This is a genomic window from Streptomyces sp. NPDC042371, from assembly GCF_056437465.1.
The window spans coordinates 543,871-565,183 of record NZ_JBWKAP010000003.1 but is presented as its reverse complement, the minus strand read 5'-3'; the positions used below and the strand labels follow the sequence as shown (position 1 = coordinate 565,183).

Annotated in this window: 14 protein-coding genes and 1 pseudogene; 7 read left to right on the top strand and 8 right to left on the bottom strand. The window is 72.0% G+C overall.

All coding sequences use genetic code 11. The annotated features are described in order from the left end of the window. Positions 1-23: 23 nt before the first annotated feature. The 3 genes from AC068B_RS12010 to AC068B_RS12000 form a co-directional block, all read right to left on the bottom strand. Entirely contained in the window at positions 24-1,766 is a 1,743-nt protein-coding gene (locus AC068B_RS12010) for a pyruvate dehydrogenase (RefSeq protein WP_478670950.1), read from the bottom strand. Positions 1,767-1,886: 120 nt separating this feature from the next. Continuing rightward, entirely contained in the window at positions 1,887-3,332 is a 1,446-nt protein-coding gene (locus tag AC068B_RS12005) for a protein phosphatase 2C domain-containing protein (RefSeq protein ID WP_478670949.1), read from the bottom strand. 130 nt (positions 3,333-3,462) lie between these two features. Then, the gene (locus AC068B_RS12000) at positions 3,463-7,236 is read right to left on the bottom strand and encodes a S8 family peptidase (protein WP_478670946.1); all 3,774 of its coding nucleotides are present in this window, start codon (positions 7,234-7,236) and stop codon (positions 3,463-3,465) included. 220 nt (positions 7,237-7,456) lie between these two features. Between AC068B_RS12000 and AC068B_RS11995 the strand changes: the two genes are divergently transcribed. Both AC068B_RS11995 and AC068B_RS11990 read left to right on the top strand, forming a co-directional pair. Beyond that, entirely contained in the window at positions 7,457-8,482 is a 1,026-nt protein-coding gene (locus tag AC068B_RS11995) for a helix-turn-helix domain-containing protein (RefSeq protein ID WP_478670943.1), read from the top strand. Between the two features lie 41 nt (positions 8,483-8,523). Next, a complete protein-coding gene (locus tag AC068B_RS11990) occupies positions 8,524-9,006 on the top strand; it encodes a DUF456 domain-containing protein (RefSeq protein WP_478670940.1) in 483 nt (160 codons plus the stop codon). Between the two features lie 36 nt (positions 9,007-9,042). Here AC068B_RS11990 and AC068B_RS11985 read toward each other — a convergent pair whose 3' ends face one another. Together AC068B_RS11985 and rsgA are read right to left on the bottom strand one after the other, a co-directional pair. Beyond that, complete coding sequence (locus AC068B_RS11985; RefSeq protein WP_478671282.1) at positions 9,043-10,500, bottom strand: DNA-3-methyladenine glycosylase 2 family protein; 1,458 nt, start codon at positions 10,498-10,500, stop codon at positions 9,043-9,045. A 229-nt stretch (positions 10,501-10,729) separates the two neighbouring features. Beyond that, on the bottom strand, positions 10,730-11,848 hold the full coding sequence (gene rsgA, locus AC068B_RS11980) for a ribosome small subunit-dependent GTPase A (RefSeq protein WP_478670937.1): 1,119 nt from the start codon (positions 11,846-11,848) through the stop codon (positions 10,730-10,732). A 636-nt stretch (positions 11,849-12,484) separates the two neighbouring features. Here rsgA and AC068B_RS11975 point away from each other — a divergent pair. From AC068B_RS11975 to AC068B_RS11965, 3 genes are read left to right on the top strand one after another with little or no spacing between them, the layout of a single operon-like run. After that, on the top strand, positions 12,485-13,999 hold the full coding sequence (locus tag AC068B_RS11975; RefSeq protein ID WP_478670934.1) for a hypothetical protein: 1,515 nt from the start codon (positions 12,485-12,487) through the stop codon (positions 13,997-13,999). A 23-nt stretch (positions 14,000-14,022) separates the two neighbouring features. Further along, positions 14,023-14,925, top strand: coding sequence for a 5'-methylthioadenosine/S-adenosylhomocysteine nucleosidase family protein (locus AC068B_RS11970; RefSeq protein ID WP_478670931.1), 903 nt, complete (start codon positions 14,023-14,025; stop codon positions 14,923-14,925). A 29-nt stretch (positions 14,926-14,954) separates the two neighbouring features. Further along, positions 14,955-15,497: a hypothetical protein gene (locus tag AC068B_RS11965; RefSeq protein WP_356249266.1), complete on the top strand. Its 543-nt coding sequence runs from the start codon at positions 14,955-14,957 to the stop codon at positions 15,495-15,497. Here the strand turns inward: AC068B_RS11965 and AC068B_RS11960 are convergent. Both AC068B_RS11960 and AC068B_RS11955 read right to left on the bottom strand, forming a co-directional pair. Continuing rightward, on the bottom strand, positions 15,473-16,417 hold the full coding sequence (locus AC068B_RS11960) for a class I SAM-dependent methyltransferase (RefSeq protein ID WP_478671280.1): 945 nt from the start codon (positions 16,415-16,417) through the stop codon (positions 15,473-15,475). The genes AC068B_RS11965 and AC068B_RS11960 overlap by 25 nt on opposite strands. Positions 16,418-16,423: 6 nt before the next feature. After that, a pseudogene (locus AC068B_RS11955) lies at positions 16,424-16,861 on the bottom strand (GNAT family N-acetyltransferase); the annotation flags it as partial. 296 nt (positions 16,862-17,157) lie between these two features. Here AC068B_RS11955 and AC068B_RS11950 point away from each other — a divergent pair. Beyond that, a complete protein-coding gene (locus AC068B_RS11950; RefSeq protein ID WP_478670928.1) occupies positions 17,158-18,375 on the top strand; it encodes a cytochrome P450 in 1,218 nt (405 codons plus the stop codon). A 9-nt stretch (positions 18,376-18,384) separates the two neighbouring features. Further along, complete coding sequence (locus tag AC068B_RS11945) at positions 18,385-18,594, top strand: ferredoxin (RefSeq protein WP_478670926.1); 210 nt, start codon at positions 18,385-18,387, stop codon at positions 18,592-18,594. Between the two features lie 33 nt (positions 18,595-18,627). On the opposite strand, the gene AC068B_RS11940 is transcribed toward AC068B_RS11945, so the two are convergent. Next, on the bottom strand, positions 18,628-21,168 hold the full coding sequence (locus tag AC068B_RS11940) for a polysaccharide lyase family 8 super-sandwich domain-containing protein (protein ID WP_478670923.1): 2,541 nt from the start codon (positions 21,166-21,168) through the stop codon (positions 18,628-18,630). Between the last annotated feature and the right edge of the window lie 145 nt (positions 21,169-21,313).

Genomic DNA, 21,313 nt, shown 5'->3' with positions numbered 1-21,313 from the left:
GCCGGGGCCGAGGTGGAAAGGACTCACGGCCTCGGCACGTTCCGCAGGTTCGAGCGGGCCATCTGCAGCATCCGGCCCACCCCGCCGTCCAGCACGATCTTGCTGGCGGAGAGGGCGAAGCCGGTCACCATGTCCGAGCTGATCTTGGGCGGGATGGAGAGGGCGTTCGGGTCGGTCACGATGTCGACGAGGGCGGGGCCCTTGTGCGCGAAGGCGTCCTTGAGGGCGCTCGCGAGCTGCTTGGGCTTCTCCACCCGCACGCCGTAGGCCCCCGCGGCGCGGGCGACGGCGGCGAAGTCCGGGTTGTGGTTCGCCGTGCCGTAGGACGGCAGCCCGGCCACGAGCATCTCCAGCTCCACCATGCCCAGCGAGGAGTTGTTGAACAGGACGACCTTCACCGGCAGATCGTGCTGGACGAGGGTGAGGAAGTCGCCCATCAGCATCGAGAAGCCGCCGTCGCCCGACATCGAGACGACCTGCCGCTTCCGGTCGACGAACTGGGCGCCGATCGCCTGCGGCAGGGCGTTCGCCATCGAGCCGTGGCTGAAGGAGCCGATGATGCGCCGCTTGCCGTTCGGGGTGAGATAGCGGGCCGCCCAGACGTTGCACATGCCGGTGTCGACGGTGAACACCGCGTCGTCGGCGGCGAGGTCGTCGAGGACCGATGCGACGTACTCGGGGTGGATCGGGACGTGCTTCTCGACCTTGCGCGTGTACGCCTTCACCACGCCTTCGAGCGCGTCGGCGTGCTTCTTGAGCATCTTGTCGAGGAACTTGCGGTTCGACTTCGGCGAGATGCGCGGGGTCAGACAGCGCAGGGTCTCGCGCACATCGCCCCAGACGGCGAGGTCCAGCTTCGAGCGGCGGCCGAGGTTCTCCGGGCGTACGTCGACCTGGGCGATCTTCACGTCGTCCGGCAGGAAGGCGTTGTACGGGAAGTCGGTGCCGAGCAGGATCAGCAGGTCGCACTCGTGCGTGGCCTCGTAGGCGGCGCCGTACCCCAGCAGGCCGCTCATGCCCACGTCGTACGGGTTGTCGTACTGGATCCACTCCTTGCCGCGCAGGGCGTGGCCCACCGGAGACTTGATCTTCTCGGCGAACTCCATCACCTCGGCGTGCGCGCCCGCCGTGCCGCTGCCGCAGAACAGGGTGACCCTGTCCGCCTCGTCGATCATCGCGGCGAGCTGCTCGATCTCCGCGTCGCCGGGGCGCACGGTGGGGCGGGAGGTGACCAGCGCGGTCTCCGCGGCCTTCTCCGGAGCGGGCTCGGCCGCCACGTCGCCGGGCAGCGACACGACGCTGACGCCGCTCCGGCCGACGGCGTGCTGAATGGCGGTCTGCAGCAGCCGCGGCATCTGCTGCGGCGTCGAGATCATCTCGCTGTAGTGACTGCACTCGCGGAACAGCTGGTCCGGGTGGGTCTCCTGGAAGTACCCGAGCCCGATCTCGCTCGACGGGATCTGCGCGGCGAGCGCGAGCACCGGGGCCATGGAGCGGTGCGCGTCGTACAGGCCGTTGATCAGGTGGAGGTTGCCGGGGCCGCAGGAGCCCGCGCAGGCCGCGAGGTTCCCGGTGATCTGGGCCTCGGCACCGGCCGCGAAGGCGGCGGTCTCCTCGTGCCGCACCTGGATCCAGTCGATCTCCTTGGTGCGGCGGATGGCGTCCACGACCGGGTTGAGGCTGTCTCCGACGACTCCGTACAGGCGCTTGACGCCCGCGCGGACGAGGATGTCGACGAACTGCTCGGCGACGTTCTGCTTGGCCATGCTGTACGCACCTCTCGACGCTGGTGAACCGTGGTTCACCCCGGGTGACCCGTGGACCAGGACTTCACTCGTCCTTCTGCTCGGTCGTTCCTCTGGTCCATGAATTCACAGGTGCGGCGGTCATGCCTCCCAGACGGCGGCGGCCGTCCGGTCGTCGGCGTACCCCTTGACCCGCACCTGGACGTCGGCCAGGAAGGCGGCGAGGCCGGGCGGGCCGCCCTTCTCCCATCTGCGGGTGAGGTGTTCGGCGAGCTCGGGCTCGCCGCGCAGCGGTTCGGCGAGGCCGCCGCTGCACAGGACGAGCGTGTCACCCGGGCGGGCGACCGAGGCGCGGAACCGGAAGGGGTCGCGGGGCGGCTCGGGAGCCGGTTCGTAGGGGCTCGGGGGTGTGGTGATCCCCAGGTCCATGGTGAGCCGGTCGCTCTCCGGGGGCGGTGGGGGCGGCGAGCCGAAGCCGACCACGGCCTCGCCGGTGGCGTCGGCGACGCGCGGTTCGATGTCCTGCCACTCGCCGTCGCGCAGCCGGAAGAGGCCGCCCGCGCCGACACCGAAGAAGACGCGCGTACGACATCGGGGGTCGGCGGGCAGGAGGAGGCACCGCAGGGACGCCGTGTACTCGTCCGGCTCCAGGCCCAGGTCGGCGGCGTGCGCGCGGAGCTTGCCGAGGCTGCGGTCGGTCAGGCGGTGCAGGCCCGACTTCAGGTCACCGCGCCGGGCGGCCCTGATGTCCTCGGCGAGCCGCCGGTGGCTGCGGCCCACGGCCCTGCCGATCCAGTCGCAGGCCTCGGCGGCGGCGCGGTGCGCGCCCGGCGTCGCGCGGGCGCCGGTGGCCATGGCGACGAGCACCAGGGCGTCCTCGCCGGTGCCGAAGCGGGCGGTGAGCAGGGCGTCGCGGCGCGGCTCGCCCCGGTACCTCGCGGAGTCGCCGCGCACGGACGCGGCGCGCAGGGTGCCCGCCCCGTACCGCGCGCCGTCCAGCACGGTGTCGGCGACGAGGTCCCCGAGGTCGTCCGGGTCGGCGGCGGGCAGCACGGTGGGCTCGGGCTCGTAGGTCGGCGGACCGTCCCCCACGTATCCGATGCCCTCGGCGTCGCCGCGCGGCTCCGCGCCCTCGTCGCCGCGGAAACCGGGCCTACCCGCCGACAGCGCCGACAGCGCCGACAGCGCCATGGTCGCTCCGTCGGCATCGGGCCCGCGCGACGTGGGCTCGCCGCCGCGGGGCTCTTCCGTCGACGCCGCGGAGTACCCGCCCCCGTTCCCGCCCCTGCTCCCGCCCGCTCCGGCCGGGAAGGTCACCGGGCCACCGGGAGCGGTGGGCGGTGCCCAGGGGGCGGGGGCGGTGAAGGTGGGCGGGGTGTGCGGGACGCGGGGCGGCCCCGCGGGTGCCGGGGGCTCGGGGGCGCGCGGGGCGGGGAAGGGTCCCTGCACGGCGTCCGCCGCGGAGGCGAACCTGTCGTCGAGGGTGTCCGGTGCGGGGGCCGGACCCGTGTCCGGCGCGGCGTCGTCGTACAGCTGTCCCCACCAGTCGTCGTCGCGACCGCTGGGCCTGTCCCCCTGCTGGCTCATGCCCCTAATTTTCCACCGCGGAGGCCGTACGAAAACGGTGCATCCGGAAATTCCGGCCATCTCGGCGACAACGGGGACCGCCGGGCGGGCCCACCCCCCACGGGAGGACCGCCCGGCGGGGCCGGTGTGACTAGCGCACGTCGTAGGCGCGAGCCACTGTCTGTGAGACGGAGTTGCCATGGGCGTCCGTCAGTTCGGTTCTGAGCCAGACCTGCTTGCCGGAAGCGCCCGTGTGGTTCACGGTCGCGCTCCACTTTCCGCTGTGTTCGGCGGTGGTCGCCGCCGTCCACGTCCGGCCCTCGTCGTACGAGTACGACAGCTTCGCTTTCGTGAGCGCGCCGGGCTCGTACCCCGCGTGCCCCGTCACGCCGATTTCAATCCGCTGTCCGTCCTTCGCGGGCAGGGTCTTGAGTCCGTCCTCCGCGAGGGCGTACCGCGGGAAGAGCATCGGGATGCCCTGCGAGGCGGCGTTCTCGTCGAGGTGCGAGCGGAACGACCAGGTCGTCTCCGTCGACGTCGACCGGTGCCACACCCGCGAGCCGATCTTCGCGGTGGAGAGGGTGAGTTCGTACGCGGAGTCCTCGGCCGGGACGCTGAACACCCCGGAAGGCCAGCCGGACTCCCCCACGGCCTCGCCGTTCCGCTTGAGCCGCACGGAGCCGATGTCGCCGAAACTCCCCTGGATCCCGCCGTGTTCGGTGTCGGCCCAGAAGCCCGGGGCGACCCCGATCAGGTTCCCCTGGCGCTCACCGGCGAGCGCGGGCCTGCCCGCCGCGTCGCGCGGCGTGCCGGGCGTCAGGACGCCGTCGTACCAGGTCTCCGTGCGGCGCTCGCCCTTCTTGTACGTGCGCACCGGGTCGATCATGAACTCGCCGTACGGGAAGCTGCTGGACACCTGGTGGCCCCAGCCGGTCGTGCCCGCCGAGTAGTACTCGGTGCGCTTGCCGGGCGCCGGGACCGACGCGAGGTCGCCGAAGTAGATCTCGAGCCCGGTGGGCCGGACCGCGGAGGGCAGGTCCACGTAGTCCGTGGCCTCGCCCATCGCCCGGTACGTCGCCTCGTTCGTGGCGAGGTCCTTGTCCCGCACGCGGTAGGTGCGGTCGTCGCGGATCTGTCCCGTCTCGGGGAACGCGAGGTTGTAGACGTAGGGACTGCTGGCGGTCGCCCGCCACGTCAACTCGGCCTTGCCCGCGGACAGTCGGGACAGTACGTGCGCCGCTTCGTCCGGCTGGATGCCGAGCACCGGCAGCGGGGAGCCGGTGAATCCGGCGGACGGGTACCAGCGGCCGGGTGCCGCGCGGTGGGCGAGGACGGCGACCGCGCCTGCCTTCTTCGCGTCGTTGGCCACGGCGGCCACGTCACCGCCGTCGGGGGCCTTCACCAGGGCGATCTTCCCCTTGACGCCCGCGGCTTCGAGCTCCTGCGCCGTGCCCGACTTCGCGTCGACGACGGCTGCCCTGCCCGTGCCGTCGAGGTTGGCGGAGCCGGTGGACGCGGTCAGCGGGTGCAGCTTCTTGCCGCCCACGACGGCGAGTTCGGAGATCTGGGGCGCCGCGGCGCGCCAGTAGCTGCCGGACTCGAAGGTGCCGTCCGCGGGCTTCCCCTCGACGGACTGGTAGTAGGAGCGGATGGTGCGCGGTCCCGCCGCGGTGCCCGCGTGCAGCCAGTTGTCCTTGCCCCAGGTGCGGGCGAAGGCGAGGGTGGCGCCGCGCACTTCGGATACCTTGTCGGTGCGGACGGCGAGGCGGTGCGCCTTGCGGGCGTCGAGCGTGATCGTGGTGTCCTTCTTCACCTCCACCTGGGGGCGGGCGAGGTGGGCGAGGGAGTCGGTGAGCTTCTGGTTGCCGCCTTCGGCGTCCCGGGTCTCGATGAATCCGGTCAGGAAGTAGGAACCGGGTCGGACCTGGTACGTCTGGTCGTTCGCGCCCTCGTTGAAGCGCCGCTCGCCGGAGGCGGTGTCGGTGCCGATGAGATCCACGGATGACGAGCCGTCAGCGGGCTTGCCCTCGCGGTCGATCAGCTTCACACGGAGGCTGACCGTCTCCGGCTGGACGTAGAGGGAGAAGGGCGTGGAGACGCGGGCGCCGCCGTCTGCCGTGGCCAGGACGCGTCCCGTGACGTCGCCGTACTGGGCGCGCTTCAGGTCCGCGTCGGGGGTGATCTTCAGCGGCACCTTGACGGTGGCCCCCGCGGGGACGGCCACGGAGCGCTCGCCGAGCTTCGCGACCCCGGAGCGGACCGCGGAGCCGTCGTTGCCGGTGACGCCCTGGAGCGACAGCTTCAACTTCACCGCCTTGTCGGTGGTGTTGGTGTAGGGCACGTCGACCGTGGTGCGGTCCGAGGAGTCCTGCGGCCAGCCGAAGCTGCCGCCCTGCACGGCGGGCGAGCCGAGCACCTTCTGGTCGATGGCGGCCTTGGCGTCGAGGCGTCCGCCGCCGGTCTCGCGGGCGTCACCGGGGATGCGGCTGTCGGCGGACGACACGAGCGCCGCCTTGATCTGCTGGGCGCTCCAGTCGGGGTGGCGCTGCTTGACCAGGGCGGCGGCGCCCGCGACGTGCGGGGTCGCCATCGACGTACCGCTCATGGTCTGGTACGCGTGGAGGCCTCGGCCGCCCGCCGCCGCGGCGGAGATGCCGACGCCGGGCGCGGCGATCTCCGGCTTGAGCGTGTGCGAGCCGTACGCGGGCCCGCGGCTGGAGAAGGGGGCGGTGGTGTCGTCGCGGTCGACGGCGCCGACGGTCAGGACGCCGGGCGCGCAGCCCGGCGAGGAGACGGAGTTGAGGGAGGGGCCCGTGTTGCCCGCCGCGATGACGAAGAGGGTGTTCTTCGCGGACTGTGCGAGCTCCTCGGTCGCCGTGCTCATCGGGTCGGTGCAGTCGGTCTGCGCCGGGTTGCCGAGGCTCATCGAGACGACGTCGGCCTTCTGGTCGACGGCCCACTGCATGCCCTCGATGATCCACGAAGTGGCGCCGGAGCCGCTGTCGTTGAGGACCTTGCCGTGCAGCAGCTCGGTGCCGGGCGCGACACCCTTCTTCTTGCCGCCGCTCGCCGCGCCGGAGCCGCCGACGGTGGAGGTGGTGTGGGTGCCGTGGCCCTGGCGGTCCTCGGTGTCCGGGGAGTCGGTGAAGTTCTTCGTGGCGCCGATGCGGCCCTTGAGGTCGGGGTGTTCGGCGTCGGCCCCGGTGTCGAGGACGGCGACCTTGGTGCCCTTGCCGTCGTAACCGGCGGCCCAGGCCTCGGGGGCGTGCACCTGCTTGGTCGACCTGTCGAGGGTGGCCTCGACCTTGGCGTCGAGCCAGAGCTTCTTCAGATCGCCCGCGGCACGGGACTTGGAGTTCGTGATCTCCGCCCAGAAGGCGGCGGCCTTCTTCTTGTCGGCCTTCAGGGCGACGCCGTCGACGGGTTCGAGGACGGGGCCGCGCTCGGCGCCGCGCGGGGTGGCGGGCACCGCGCGGGCGACGTCGACGGACTTGTCGTACACGGCGATGAGCGGCAGCTTCTTGGCGTGCGCGTCGTCGTAGCCCTGGCGGACGAGCCCGGTGACGTTGAAGAGCTCCTCGTCGACCAGGCCGGCGGCGATGGCGTGGACCGCGCCTTCGGGGTAGACGTACAGGTCCTTGCCGGACTGCCGCGTCTGGATCAGCGGCGCCGTGCCGTCCTCGGCGGGCAGCGCGGTGGCCCCCGCCCCGTTCCTGCCGTCGGATCTCACCAGGATGCGGTCGCCCGTGACGAGGGTGACGACGGAGCTTCCCCCGTCCCGTGCGGCACCCTGTGGCGCGGTCCCCGTCAGCGGCGGTCGTTCCGGCACGGCCGCACGTGGCTCGGCCACGGACGGGGCGGCCGCGGTGACGGCGAGGGCGACGGCTGACGCCGCCCCCAGTGCCGTACGCGAGATCGGGCGCATCGCTCTCCCCAGGGTTGGTGGGCATGCAGGTGGTGGGCATGCAGGACCGCAGGCCAATAGGGCCCAAAGGCCGCATAAGCGGCCGCGGTTGGTGCTGCGGTGGCGTCACCTTGGCAGAGAGACGGGTGGTGCGGGGATGATGGGCCGGGGCGGGTTTACGCCGTGGCTGTTTCCCGCCACGACGCCGTCCGAACGGAGCCTCGGGGAGGGACGTCGCCGCATGCTGGCAGCGATCGGGCTGGACGAGACGCACGAGTCGGCGTACCGGGCGCTGGTGTCGGTGGGCGCCGCCGACGTGGCGGATCTCGCGCGCAGGCTCACCCTCGGCGAGCCGGAGACCGAGCGGACGCTGCGCCGCCTGGAGCGGCACGGCCTGGCCGCGCAGGCGTCCGGCAGGGCGGGCCGCTGGGTGGCGGCGCCGCCCGGCGTCGCGCTCGGCGCGCTCCTCACCCAGCAGCGGCACGAACTGGAGAAGGCCGAGCTCGCGGCGACCCTGCTCGCCGAGGAGTACCGCGCGCAGGCCACCGAGCCCACCGTCCACGACCTGGTCGAGGTGGTCACCGGGGCGGCCGCCGTCTCGCAGCGCTTCCTCCAGCTGCAGCTGGGCGCGAGCGCCGAGGTGTGCGCGCTGGTGACCGGCAGCCCCGTCGCCATCACCGGCACGGAGAACAGCGCCGAGGAGCAGGCCACGGACCGCGGCGTGCGCTACCGCGTCGTGGTCGAGCGCACGGTCCTCGACCTGCCGACGGGACTGGTGGAGCTCTCGACGGCGATCGGCCGCGACGAACAGGTGCGGGTGGTGGACCGCGTCCCGACCAAGCTGGTGATCGCCGACGGCACGCTCGCGATGGTCCCGCTGACCTCGCGCACGGCGGAACCCGCCGCGCTCGTCGTGCACGCGAGCGGCCTGCTGGAATCGCTGACGGGCCTCTTCGAGGCGGTGTGGCGGGACGCGCTGCCGCTGCGCATCGGCGAGGACGGCAGCACCCTCGCCGAGGACGCCCCCGAGGGCCCCGACGGCACGGACCTGGAGATCCTCTCCCTGCTCCTCGCCGGTCTCACGGACGCGAGCGTCGCCAAACAGCTCGACCTGGGGCTGCGCACGGTGCAGCGCAGGGTGAAGCGGCTGATGGAGCTCACCGGCGTGACGACGCGGCTCCAGCTGGGCTGGCACGCGTACGAAAGGGACTGGGTCGCGCGACGGCAGCAGCCGCTGCCGCTACCGGGTCACCCGGACCAGGACTAACCTGACCTGCGGTTTCGCCGGATCTGCGGCACCCTGGGCAGATGGGAGCATGGGAACTCCTGCTGGTCGGCGTGGTGATGCTGCTCGGCCTGTGCGGAGTGCTGGTGCCCGGCGTGCCCGGGGCGTGGCTGGTGTGGGCCGCGGTCCTCTGGTGGACGCTGCAGGACCCGAACGGCCTGGCCTGGGGCATCCTCGTCGGCGCGACGGTCGTGCTGCTCGCGGCACAGGCCGTGCGCTGGCAGCTGCCGCCCCGACGGCTGCGCGAGAGCGGCGCGACGAGCCGGATGGCGGTTTTCGCCGGGGCGGGCGCGCTGCTCGGCTTCTGCGTCCTGCCGGTGATCGGGGCGATCCCGGGGTTCATCGGCGGGATCTACGCCGGGGAACGGCTGCGGCTCGGCGGCCACGGCGAGGCGGTGGCGGCGACGCGGACGGCGATGCGGATGGGCGGGGGCAGCGTACTGACGGAGCTGTTCGCGTGCCTGCTGATCGTGGGGGCTTGGCTGGGGGCGCTGGTGTGGGGCTGAGCCCGGCCTTTCTCACCGGCCGTCGGGGTGGGCCTCTTATGAACCCGCTGAACCCGCTGAATCCGCTGAACCCGCTGAACCCGCTGAATCCGCTGAATCCGCGAGGACGAGGTGGTGCAGGGCGTAGGAGCGCCATGGGCGCCATGCGTCCAGGACCGGCTCCGGTCCGCCCGGCAGGGCCACGTCCGGGTCGCCGAGTGCCCGCATCCGGATGACCGCGGCCGTCCGCGCGTCCAGGCCGGGCAGGGCGCGGAGCGTCGCCTCCGCGTCGTCGCGGTCCGCGCCCGCGTCCAGGCGCAGGGAGCCATCCGCGAGCGCCGCGGCCAGCGCGCCGGGCGCGCCCGGTTCGGCGGTCAGCGCGGCCGGGGCGGGGAAGGTGTGGGTGAGACCGCCGCACAGGGCGTCCAGCACCTTGCCGTACCGCTCCACGAGGCGTTCGGCGCCCGCCCGCCCCACCAGCGCGCGCAGCGCGAACTCGTCGGGGTCGGCGGTGCCCGGCGACCGCAGCCCGGGCCTGGCGGCGACGAGCGGGGCGAGCCGGGGGTCGGCGGCGAGCCGCTCGTCCACGGCGTACGGGTCGGCGTCCAGGTCGAAGAGGCGGCGCAGGCGCTGTACGGCAGTGGTGAGGTCGCGCAGGTCCGTCAGGTGCAGCCGGGCGTCGAGCCAGCCGCCGCGGTGCACGGCCTCGCTGCCCGAGCCGGTGCCGGGGCCGGTCGTGGCGTCGTGGTGCGCCTCCTGGACGGCCACGATGCCCGTGCCGTACGGCAGCCGGAGCGTACGGCGGTAGGTGCGGGCGCCCCGGTCGCCAGTGACCTCCTCGATCCCGGTGACCGCCTCGTGGGCGAGCAGGTCGAAGACGGCGTCGGCGCGGTAGGGGCCCCGGTGGGCGAGGCGCAGCGGGATACCGGCGGCGGGGGTGGCGCGGGCCGTGCCGCGGCGGGGGGCGGCGGCACGCAGGGCGGTCGGCGTCAGCGCGTACACCGCCTTGATCGTGTCGTTGAACTGCCGGACGCTGGCGAACCCGGCGGCGAAGGCGATCTCCGTGACCGGCAGGTCCGTGGTCTGCAGCAGGACGCGGGCGGTGTGGGCGCGCTGGGCGCGCGCCAGGGCGACGGGGCCCGCGCCCAGCTCGGCGGTGAGCTGGCGCTGCACCTGCCGGGCGCTGTAGCCAAGGCGCACGGCGAGCCCCGGGACGCCCTCGCGGTCGACGACGCCGTCCCCGATCATGCGCATGGCGCGGCCCACGACGTCGGCGCGCACGTTCCAGTCGGCGGAGCCGGGGACGGCGTCCGGCCTGCAGCGGCGGCAGGCGCGGAAACCGGAGGTCTGGGCGGCGGCCGCGGTGGTGTAGTAGCGGACGTTCTTGCGCTTGGGGGTGACGGCGGGGCAGCTGGGGCGGCAGTAGATGCCGGTCGTCTCGACGGCGAAGAAGAACTCCCCGTCGAAGCGGGCGTCCCTGCTGCGCACGGCTTCGTACCTGGTCTCTTCATCGATCACGCCTCCATTGTGAAGCCGCGACGACGCCCGGGCTGGCGGATTTCAGACACGGAGTACCCCCACCGAGCACCCGCACACCCGCACACCCGGGCACCCGGGCACCCGGGCACCCCAGCCGCAGCCCCAGGGGCGCGGGGAACTGCGCGCCCAGCCACAACGCACCCGCAGCTCCCCACGCCCCCAGCCCCCCAGACCCCCAGACCCCCACGACCCGATCCGCCCAAGCTCAGCGCACGCGCCCCCGCTTGGCCTCCATCGCAGCCCGCCCCTCCGCCCCCCGCAACCGCCACTGGCGGCGCAGCTCCGCGCGGGCCCGGGCATCCGTCTTGGCGACGATGCGCTGGTTCTCGCGGATCAGCTTGCGGTAGCTGTCGAGGCGGCGTTCGGGAAGCGTGCCGTCCTCGACGGCGGCGAGCACCGCGCAGCCGGGCTCCGCGTCGTGGGCGCAGTCGTGGAACCGGCACCGGGCCGACAGTTCCTCGATCTCGGAGAACACCTGCCCGACGCCGCTCTCGGCGTCCCACAGGCCCACTCCGCGCAGCCCCGGCGTGTCGATGAGGACGCCGCCGCCGGGCAGCAGGACGAGGTTGCGCGTCGTCGTGGTGTGGCGGCCCTTGCCGTCGACGTCACGGATCGCCTGGACCTCCATGATGTCGGCCCCGGCGAGCGCGTTGGCGAGCGTCGACTTGCCCGCGCCGGACTGGCCGAGGAGCACCGACGTACCGCCGGAGACGACGGCGGCGAGCACGTCGACGCCGTCCCCGGACGTGGAGCTGACCGGCAGTACCTGCACGCCGGGCGCGGCGGTCTCCACGTCCTCGACGAGATGGCCGAGCGTGACGGCGTCCGGCACGAGGTCGGCCTTGGTGAGGACGACCACGGGCTGGCCGCCGGACTCCCAGCCGAGCGCGAGGAACCGCTCGATCCGTGCGAGGTCGAGCTCCGCGGCGAGCGACACGGCGATGATCGAGTGGTCGACGTTGGCCGCGAGGATCTGGCCCTCGGACCGCTTGGAGGAGGTGGAGCGTACGAAGGAGGTGCGTCGCGGCAGATACACCTGTACGTAGCGGGGGTCGGTGCCGTCCGCGTCCACGGCGACCCAGTCGCCGGTGCACACGACCTTCAGCGGGTCGCGCGGGGTGACGAACTCGGTGTCGGCGCGCACGGTCCCGTCGGCGGTGATGACGTCGCACTGCCCGCGGTCCACCCGGACGACGCGCCCGGGCACCAGACCTTGCGCCGCGTACGGCGCGAACTCGGCCTCCCAGTCCGCGTCCCAGCCGTACGGGACGAGGGGGTGCGAGGAGGTACGAGAGGAAAACGGAGAAAGAGAAGAGGAAGACAAGGGGGACCCTTCACAGGGGTGGCCCCGGCATCCGCGCACGCTGTTCGACGCGGAGAGAGATCAGGTCAGCCGGTGACCACGGAGGTGGACTTGATGAACTTCCGAATGCGGGCAGTGCCCATCGCAACGACAGCCATCGGTCAACACCTCCAGATCTGCTCGGCCGAACCGGGCGGCCGGACGACCGCCTGGGAACACCCAGAGCTTAGCGACACCCCCACCGGGACCACCACCGCTTTTTCCGCCGCCCCGATTCCCGCACCGGCGCACTGACTGACTCCCCCCATGCCAACGTCGCGGCGGCCCGGCACCGCACGAGCGGCCTGCCGAGCGGGCGGGCCACATCGACGGAACACGCGGCCGCCAATGGTTCACTTCCCTTTCAGAGGGCCCTTTCTTCGCAGCATTCACTCTGGTGAGCGTGATCTGCTCCCGGAAATAACCCCAGGGCGACGCACATTCGTCCGGCAATGAACTGTTGCCGCGGAAATGCCGTCGCTACGCTGCCTCCCACGTTCCCGGACGGGGGCACAACTGGGGAACAATGGGGGGCACATGGCGATACCCGAGACACCCGTGGGGTCATTGGGTAAGCAGGACCGAGCCGCGACGCGGCGCTTGTGCGCAGGCGTCTACATGGACGCCCAATACCGCACCGCCGTCATCCAAGAGGTCTACAACGCGCGCAAACGCCGCGTCGCACCCTCCTACGGCTACGATCTCGTGCCCGTCCTCGCGCACGCCTGGCGCGCCTGGTGGCTTTCGACCGTCACGGACGCCCTGATCCTCGCGATCTTCTGCACGGCGTACGTCGTTCAGCCCATCGCCGCGTTCTTCGCCACGACGGTGCTCGTCGACCTCGCGCTCCTCGCCCCGATCGCCACACGCCTGCCCGGCCGATACGGTGCGCGCGGCGCCGCCGATGATGATGACGACCGAGCGCATCCTCCTGAGTCTCTGTCACATGCCCATGAAAAAGGCCTGGTTGTCGCGGCACTGGCCACCGTCGTGGCTGGTGGTGTGCTGGTCGCGGACGACGGGGCGCGCGGGTTCACCGCCGCCGCCCTGATCGCCGCGGCCCCCTGCGTCGTACTGGCGGCGTCGGGGATCCTGCGCCAGCTCGCCCTGAACCGGCTGCGGGCACAGCTGGCCGCTGAGCAGCCCATGCGGACGAGCCGACGGCTCTCCGTCATCGACGGCCAGCAGCGGCACCCGATGGTCGTGTACAGGGCGAACACGCCGTTCATCGGCAGCGGCAGGCACCTGGGGACCTGGTCCTTCGCCCAGCGCCTCGTCGAGACCAAGGGGATCGGCGGCGAGAAGGACGTGGAGTTCGCGAAGAAGCCGTTCCCCACCTGGGACCTCGTGGAGGAACTACGCCGGGCCATCACCGCGTTGGGCACGGAGGACGACCCCGAGACCAGGCTGCCGGGGCTCATGGTGAACGACTCCCTTTTCGTGGAGGGCCGTTACGCGCAGAGCTACGCGAGTGAGCTGAAGGCCGCGCCGGACACAGCGCTGGTGCGGCGCATGCTCGACAGCCCCACGGAGACCGCCCGTCACTATCTGACCTGTCGGGTCGAGTCGTGGGGCGGCGACCTGGTGACGACCATTTTCGTCCATGTGTCGCTGCAAGGGCGCACGCTCTACATCGAGTTCACCACCCGCGGCCTCGCGCCGACCCGGCTGGAGTACCACGCGGTCGACGTCGTGGGCAGGACGGGGCGCATGGCAGTGGTCCGCGCCGCCTTCACCGGCGTCCTGCACCTTCCGTCGGCCGTCCGGGCCCCCTTCCGGCTGCTGAGCGCCGCCGCGCTGCTGCTCGGGTCCGTCGGCGCGGCACCCGACGCGACGGCGTCGAGCCTGAAGCGCGGCAACAACATCGGTGCCGAACTCAGCGCACGGGAAATGGCCTCCATCGAGGCGGACGAAAGCTATTTCCAGACCTTCGACGTCGCCAAGCACGCCAAGGTCATCGAACGGCGCTTGCTGGCCACGGTCGGGGAATTCCTCAGGGAACACGGCGTCGACACCACCGAGTTCATGCAGCGGGCCACCGCCATTCTCAACAACGGGATCATCAACTCGGGTTCCGGGAATGTCGAGTTGGGGGACACAGCGATGGGTGAGAACACCAGCGTCTCCAAGTGACGGATCGAATGGGGGGATTCCGGATGAGCAATTACGGGATCGAGAACAGCGGCTCCGGAAACGTGACCATCAAGGGGCCGGCCGTCATGGGTGTGGGCACGAGCGTGACCCAGCACGGCGTCGCGCCCGGGCCCGCCGAGGACCGAAGCGTGCGGGAACAGGTCTGGGACGCGGGCGTGGTCACCGTGCTCAGCGTGGAGACCCGCGCCGTGATCGACGCGCTCTCGAAGTGGGGCGCCCACGCCGTGACACGCACCCGGCAGGGCGTCGTCTTCCACGAGTTCACCCACGACACCGGCGAAGGCGACGAGCGAACCGTGCGTGTGACCGTCACCCAGTCGCTGCTCCCCGGGCAGCACTCCGCAGGGAGCGCGGTCGAGGAGCTGCGCAGGGCGTACGCCCCACGCCTGATCGTCCTGGTGGGCATCGCAGGCTCCATCCATCCGGACGCTCGCCTCGGCGATGTCGTCGTCGCGCAGGAGGTCATCCACTACGAGCCGCGCAGGGTGACATCGGACGGCGTCCTGCGCCGTGGCCGCGCCCACACCGTGACGGCAGGTGTCCAGCACGCCGTCAACAGCTTCTTCACGGCCCACGGCGAACCCTGGGCGCTGCCCGAGTCCCCCGGCCACCGGGCGGTGCGCGGCCCGATCGGGTCCGGCGAGGCCGTGCTCGCCGACGTGGGGGCCGATGAGCGCCGCTATCTGCGCGCGTACAACGACAAGATCCTCGCCGTGGAGACGGAGGGCGCCGGGCTCGCGACGGCAGTGCACGCGGCCCTGGGCGGGGCGGACGCCGCGCAGGCCTGGCTCGTGGTCCGTGGGATCTCCGACGCGGCGGACTCGCAGAAGGACGACAGCCACCACGAGATCGCCAGCAGGAACGCGGCGTTCGTGTTCGGTTCGCTGCTGCCCCATCTCACGTGAGGGAGCCGCAGCGAGCGTGAGGGAGAGGGATGGCGGAACCGGAAGAAGTGACGCGGGGGCGTGTGCTCCTCGTCGAGTACGAGCAGCTGAAGGCCGAGCAGAAGAGCCGCATCACCCTCCGGGACAACCTCATCTACGCCATGCTCGCCGCCACCGCCGCGGTGATCGCCGCGACGATCCCGTCCGCCAGCAGGACGGCACTGCTCCTGCTCCTGCCACCCCTCTCCGTGCTGCTCGGCTGGACCTACCTGGTGAACGACGAGAAGATCTCCGCCATCGGGCAGTACATCCGGACCGACCTGACCCGCCATCTGACCGACGCGGTCGGGGGTGACGGCGTGCTCGGCTGGGAGGCGGCGCACCGTCGGGACCAGCGGCGCGGGAGCCGCAAGAAGCTGCAGCTCGCCGTGGACCTGCTGGCCTTCTGCGTCAGTCCCGCGGCCGCCCTGACCGTCTTCTGGATCCACGGGCATCTCACCGGGCTGCTGGTCACGGTCTCCCTCGTCGAGAGCGCGGCCCTGGTGGGGCTGGGGATCCAGATAGCTCTCTACGCCGACCTCGGCCGAAGCTGAGCGACGGCACCCCGCCCCGCCTCCGCCCCCGGGCCCGCCCCCGGCCACCGCGCCACGAACACGAACTCCCGCCCCGGCCGGTCCGGGGCGTCGCGAACCTCGTCGACCATGTATCCCTGCGTGGTCAGTTCCGCCTCGATCTCCGCGCGCTCGCGGAAGCGCAGCGTGGAGTCCGATGTCAGTACCTCTCCGGCGCCGTTCCCTTCGTCGTCCCCGGCGAAGGCGTAGGTCCAGCGGTACGACACCAAGGGGCCTTCGACCGCGGTCGTCTCGACCCAGGTCTCGATCGAGCCGGTGCCCGGGATCTTTCGCATGCCGTGCGAGGCCTCGCGGTTCCAGTTCTGCCAGGCGCGTTGGGCGGGGACCCGGGTCTCGAACACCAGGTGTCCGCCCGGCCGCAGCGCGTCGCGGGCGGCCCGCAGGGTCTCCCGCCAGGCGTCCGGGTCGGTGATCTGCTGGGCGACGTTCGCCGTCATGGTGACCAGGTCGACCCGCAGCGGCGGGAGCGCCGTCGCGTCGCCGTGGATCCAGCGCACCCGGTTGGCGCCCGGCTTGGCGCGGGCCACGTCGAGGGAGGCGGCGGCCGGGTCGACGCCGACGACGTCGATGCCGCGCCCGGCCAGCCGCAGCGCCAGGACCCCGGTGCCGCAGCCGATGTCGAGGACGCGGCGCGCGCCGAACTCCGCCGCCATGTCGACGTACGCGTCGAGGTCGGAGCGGTCGGGGTCGAGGGCGTCGTTGAGCGCGGCGAGGCGCGGGTTCGCGTACTCGGCATCCGTCGTGTCCGTCGTGTCCGTGCCGCGAGGGGAAGCGGGCTGCCGTGCCGCGCGCCACTCGGGTGCGAGCACCGACCAGAGTTCGGTGTCCTGCCGTACGCCCCGATAGGGGTCGTCCTCGCGCTTGAGTCCTTCGCGGGTCATGCCGAGCCGCTTGGCGACGTTGACGCTGGGTGTGTTCTCGGGGGCCACCAGCCACTCCACCCGGTGCATGCCGCGCACTTCGACCGCCCAGTCGACGACGACGCGCACCGCGCGGGTGACCAGGCCGCGTCCGGCGGCGTCCGGTTCCAGCCAGCAGCCGACCTCGCAGGTGTCCGTCGCCGTGTCGAAGGCCCGGAGGAGGACGCCGCCGACGAGTCGCCCTTCGAGCCGGATGCCGTACAGGCGGCCGGTGTCGGCGGCGGCCTTGTCGGCGAACACCTGGAGCCAGGCGCGTGCGGAGGCCAGGTCGGCCGTGATCCCGGGGAGTCCGACGTAGCGGCCGATGTAGTCGCGGCCGCGGTCCATGTGCGCGAGGAACTCCTCGGCCTGCCAGGGTTCGAGCGGCCGCAGTTCGGCTCCGTCGCCCAGGGGTATCGCGAACATCATCGTCCTCCACAGTGGCCGCGCGGTCGCTCCGAATCTTCGCACGGCGGTGCGCGTACTCGGCCGGAATTGTTTCCTCCGGCAGGCCTCAACGGCGGCTGTGGGGCGGTGACACGGCCACGAAGCCGCCTTGTCGCGCCCGCGGAGTCATAGACGCAGAGAGGTTGAGCGGAGGGACCTGTTCCGGACAGATCCCGCGCGTCAGCGATCTGGCCGGTCTTGTCGTGGACGAATTAGTTGCCTCAGCCATCCAATGGGGACGGATCAGGGACGAACTGCGCTTGCGAGGTACTTCCATGACGGAGACAACGAACCCCATCGAATCCATCGCCTTCCCTCAGGACCGCACCTGCCCGTACCACCCGCCGACCGCGTACACCCCCCTGCGCGACGACCCACCGTTCTCCCGCGTGAGCCTCTACGACGGCCGCTCCGCGTGGCTGGTCACGGGGCGGGCGGCGGCCCGTGAGCTGCTCATCGACCCGAGGCTCTCCGCCGACCGCGAGAACGAGGCCTTCCCCGTCTCGACCGAACGCTTCGCCCGGCTCCGCGACCGCCGCATCGCCCTGCTCGGCGTCGACGACCCGGAGCACAACGTACAGCGCCGCATGCTGATCCCCAGCTTCTCCGTCAAGCGCATCGCCGCCATGCGCCCGCAGATCCAGGCGACGGTCGACCTGCTCCTGGACGCCATGGTCGAACAAGGCCCGTCCGCCGAGCTGGTGAGCGCCTTCGCGCTGCCCGTGCCCTCGATGGTGATCTGTGCCCTGCTGGGGGTGCCCTACGGCGACCACGAGTTCTTCGAGGAGCAGTCGAGACGGCTGCTGCGCGGCCCCACCGCCGAGGACACCCAGGCGGCACGGGACCAAATGGACATCTACTTCTACGAGTTGATCGACAAGAAGCGCAAGGAACCCGGCGACGGACTGCTCGACGAACTGATCCAGGAGCAGCTCGCGTCGGGCGCCGTGAATCCGGAGGAACTGGTCAGGCTGGCCACCATCCTGCTGATCGCCGGGCACGAGACCACCGCGAACATGATCTCGCTCGGTACGTTCGCGCTGCTCCAGCACCCCGACCGGCTGGCCGAACTGAAGGCCGGGCTGCGCGCCGATCCGCCGCTGATGCCGGGCGTGGTCGAGGAGCTGCTGCGCTTCCTGTCCATCGCGGACGGGCTGCTGCGGGTGGCCAAGGAGGAGATCGAGACCCCGGCAGGCACCATCCGCGTCAACGACGGCGTCGTCTTCGCGACGTCCCTCATCAACCGCGACGGCACGGTCTTCGAGGGCCCCGAGGACCTGGACTGGCACCGCCCTGACCGGCACCACCTGGCCTTCGGCTTCGGCATCCACCAGTGCCTCGGCCAGAACCTCGCCCGCGCCGAGCTGGAGATCGCACTGGGGACCCTCTTCGAACGCCTGCCGGGGCTGCGGCTCGCGGCGCCCCCGGAAGACATCCCGTTCAAGGCGGGCGACACGATCCAGGGGATGATCGAACTCCCCGTGACCTGGTAGGGGCAGGCCATGGAGGTGACGACGATTCACGTCGAGAAGGACCGGTGCGTGGGCGCGGGCATGTGCGCGCTCACAGCGCCGGGCATCTTCACCCAGGACGACGACGGCCTCAGCGAGGTGCTGCCCGGGCGTCAGGACGGCGGTGGCGATCCGCTGGTGCGGGAGGCCGCGCGGGCGTGCCCGGTGCAGGCCATCAGTGTGGACGGGACGGCCAACTGAGTCTCCGTCACACAAGTGTGTGGTGCGGGAGCTTCACTCCTGCAGCGTCACCGTGAAGCTCCTGCCGTACGCGTGATGGGAGTCGACCTCGATGCGGGTGCCACCGGGGGCCCTGCTCACCCGGATCTCCGGGTCCCCGGTGGCCTTCCGCAGAGGGCGGCCGCGGAGCAGGACCGTCACGGTGTCCCGGTCCATCGTCGGGTCGGACACCGCGACGCGCACGGCTCCGTCGCCACCGCGCTGGACGATCACCGACGCGGGGCCGTGCACGCGCAGGTCCGCGGTCTCGTGCCGTCCTTGAGTGAAGGTGTTGGCGGCCGTCAGGCGGAGCCCGGTGTGCGTGACGGCTTGCAGGTGACCGGAGTTGGCGAGGACCTTGAGCGGCCCATGGCGGTGGGCGCGCAGCAGGGCCTCTCCCGCGTTCGGCACCAGCGCGTAGGCGAGGCGGGCCGGTCGCGCACCGGCCGCCCCGTCGACGGTGACGCCGAGGACCGAACGGGTCACGGCCGTATCGGAGTTGGCGGCGCGCACCACCCGGCGGCTGCGGGTGACCTCGTCCAGGGCGACGCGCACCTTCGGCGTGTCGAGGAAGACGTATCCGACGGCGGTGCCCTCCGTGGTGTTGGCGTAGCGCAGCCAGCGCAGGTCGGCGGTGCCGGGCCCGGTCCAGGGGCGGCCGTCGCGGAGCGCCCCGGTGAGGGAGATCCGGTCACCGGCGGCCGCGGCGCGGGCGTCGACGGTCGTGGTGACGGCCCGCCCCGCGCCGTCACCGACGTCGGCGGCGAGCACCACGATCTCGTCGTCAAGCAGGAACCACGACTTCGTCGCCGTCGCGGCCCGGTACACCACGAAGTCGTCGGGCAGCAGCGCCTGGTCGCGGTACGCCACGTCGCTGGACTGCGCCATCCCCGCCGCGCCGTACGCGCCGAGGACGGCGCCGCCCGAATAGGGATTGGTGCCGCGCGGGAAGTAGACGTACGTGTTCTGCGACTCGGAGGACGACGTGAAGTGGAGGGGATGGTCGGGGTTGTCGTAGTACTGCTTGCCGTACAACTCCGGTACGGTACGCCGCTGTTCGACGGGTGCGGTGACACCGGCGAGGCCGTACGGCGAGACCGTCGTGTAGTAGTCGACGCCGTACGCCCGGCTCTGGTCCTGCCCCGACAGATAGAGGTAGTACGCGCCGTCGCCCTGGAACCACGGCATGAGGTTCTCGCCGCTCATGTACTCGTACTTGCTGATCCGGTCGGAGCTCCGCGCGAGCGCGAAGGCGTAGCCCGGTCTGCGGTGCACCGTCCTGTCCATGGCGTTGAACGCGACGCTGCGCGCGGCGGGGTTGAGGTCGGCGGGCGGCACGGCGGTGTCGTCGAGGATGTCGGCGTACCGCACGACGCTGAGGGGCGAGACGAAGCGGGCCGGGTCGAGCGGGGCGCGCGAGGTGGCCCTGACGTGTTTGACATAGCTCTTGAGGGCGGTGGCGGTGGCGCCGGACGCGAGTGAGGAGAGGTCGACGACGGCCTCGACGACCACCGCCACGTCGGTGTATCCGGAGTCGGGGCGCGACACCGCGCGGCCCTTCACGATCTCCATCATCCAGCCCTCGAACACCAGCGGGGCGAAACCGTTCCGCACCCACCCGTACACGGTCGGCACGAGCTCCTCGCCGTGCGCGAAGCCGGTGCCGTCGAGGATCTTGAGGGTCTGCACGACGCGGGTGAGCAGGCCCTTGCCGTACGAGCCGGTGTACGCGACGGACGAGTGCTGGATGAAGGAGCCGTCCGCGTAGTGGCCGTCCGTCACCTGGTGGTTCAGGTGGTACGGGTCGATGGTGGCGAAGACCGTCAGCTGATCGGTGAGGGCCTTGCGGATGCGGGCCTCGCCCGGCTCGCCCAGGAGGGCGCCCTGCAGGATCCGGTTGGTGGTGATGTCGGCGAGGTTGGCGCCCGTGTGGAAGCGCGAGTCGAGGTCCACGTCACCGTCGATGCCGTTGCGCAGATAGGCGTCCATGGAGGCGACGTAGGTGGGCAGCAGGTCGGGGCGGTGGGCGGAGACGGCGTCGGCCAGCAGGACGAAGACCTTGCTGACGTGCTGCGATATGCCGATCTCCCAGTGGAACCAGTTGCCGTAGTAGCCCTTGGACTGGTCCCCGTAGTAGCGCTCGTACAGCCAGGCCAGACCGTCGAGCACCCGGTGCTGCACGGCCGTGCTGCCGTACAGGTCCGGGGGAAGGGCCGGGGTGCGGGTGGCGAGGGCGATCTCGTACAGCCTGCGGAAGGCGGTGTTCAGGTTGGCCTCGTCGGTGCCGAGCACCAGACCGGCGAAGAGCTCGCCCTCACCCGCGTCGTCCATCGCCTTCAGACCGGCCCGCGCGGTCCGCTCGACTGCCGCGAGCTTCGCGGCGGTCTCCGGGCGTACGTTCGATTCGACGGTCCCGGCGAAGACGGCCACGGTGTTGGCGACGAGCCGGGCGCGGCCCTCCTCCCCCGCGGCGGCGTCCGCCGGTCCTGCGGGGACCACCGCCAGCAGTCCGGCGGCCGACAGGGCGGACAGCAGGCGTCTGCGGGTGAGCTCCATGGCGGCCTCCAACGGCGAGGTGCGGGGCGGTCCGGGAGTGCGGGGCGGATTGCGGGACGTCCGGGGAGCGTTCGGGGGGCGTGCGGCGTGCGGAGTCAAGCAGACGCCCCGACCGGCGACAAGGGTCCCCGGCCCCGGCGCGTCC

Bases quoted from the DNA above. Each gene is read 5' to 3' on its own strand.
- AC068B_RS12010 (WP_478670950.1), bottom strand. From the start codon at position 1,766: ATGGCCAAGCAGAACGTCGCCGAGCAGTTCGTCGACATCCTCGTCCGC.
- AC068B_RS12005 (WP_478670949.1), bottom strand. From the start codon at position 3,332: ATGAGCCAGCAGGGGGACAGGCCCAGCGGTCGCGACGACGACTGGTGG.
- AC068B_RS12000 (WP_478670946.1), bottom strand. From the start codon at position 7,236: ATGCGCCCGATCTCGCGTACGGCACTGGGGGCGGCGTCAGCCGTCGCC.
- AC068B_RS11995 (WP_478670943.1), top strand. From the start codon at position 7,457: ATGCTGGCAGCGATCGGGCTGGACGAGACGCACGAGTCGGCGTACCGG.
- AC068B_RS11990 (WP_478670940.1), top strand. From the start codon at position 8,524: ATGGGAGCATGGGAACTCCTGCTGGTCGGCGTGGTGATGCTGCTCGGC.
- AC068B_RS11975 (WP_478670934.1), top strand. From the start codon at position 12,485: ATGGACGCCCAATACCGCACCGCCGTCATCCAAGAGGTCTACAACGCG.
- AC068B_RS11970 (WP_478670931.1), top strand. From the start codon at position 14,023: ATGAGCAATTACGGGATCGAGAACAGCGGCTCCGGAAACGTGACCATC.
- AC068B_RS11965 (WP_356249266.1), top strand. From the start codon at position 14,955: ATGGCGGAACCGGAAGAAGTGACGCGGGGGCGTGTGCTCCTCGTCGAG.
- AC068B_RS11960 (WP_478671280.1), bottom strand. From the start codon at position 16,417: ATGACCCGCGAAGGACTCAAGCGCGAGGACGACCCCTATCGGGGCGTA.
- AC068B_RS11950 (WP_478670928.1), top strand. From the start codon at position 17,158: ATGACGGAGACAACGAACCCCATCGAATCCATCGCCTTCCCTCAGGAC.
- AC068B_RS11945 (WP_478670926.1), top strand. From the start codon at position 18,385: ATGGAGGTGACGACGATTCACGTCGAGAAGGACCGGTGCGTGGGCGCG.
- AC068B_RS11940 (WP_478670923.1), bottom strand. From the start codon at position 21,168: ATGGAGCTCACCCGCAGACGCCTGCTGTCCGCCCTGTCGGCCGCCGGA.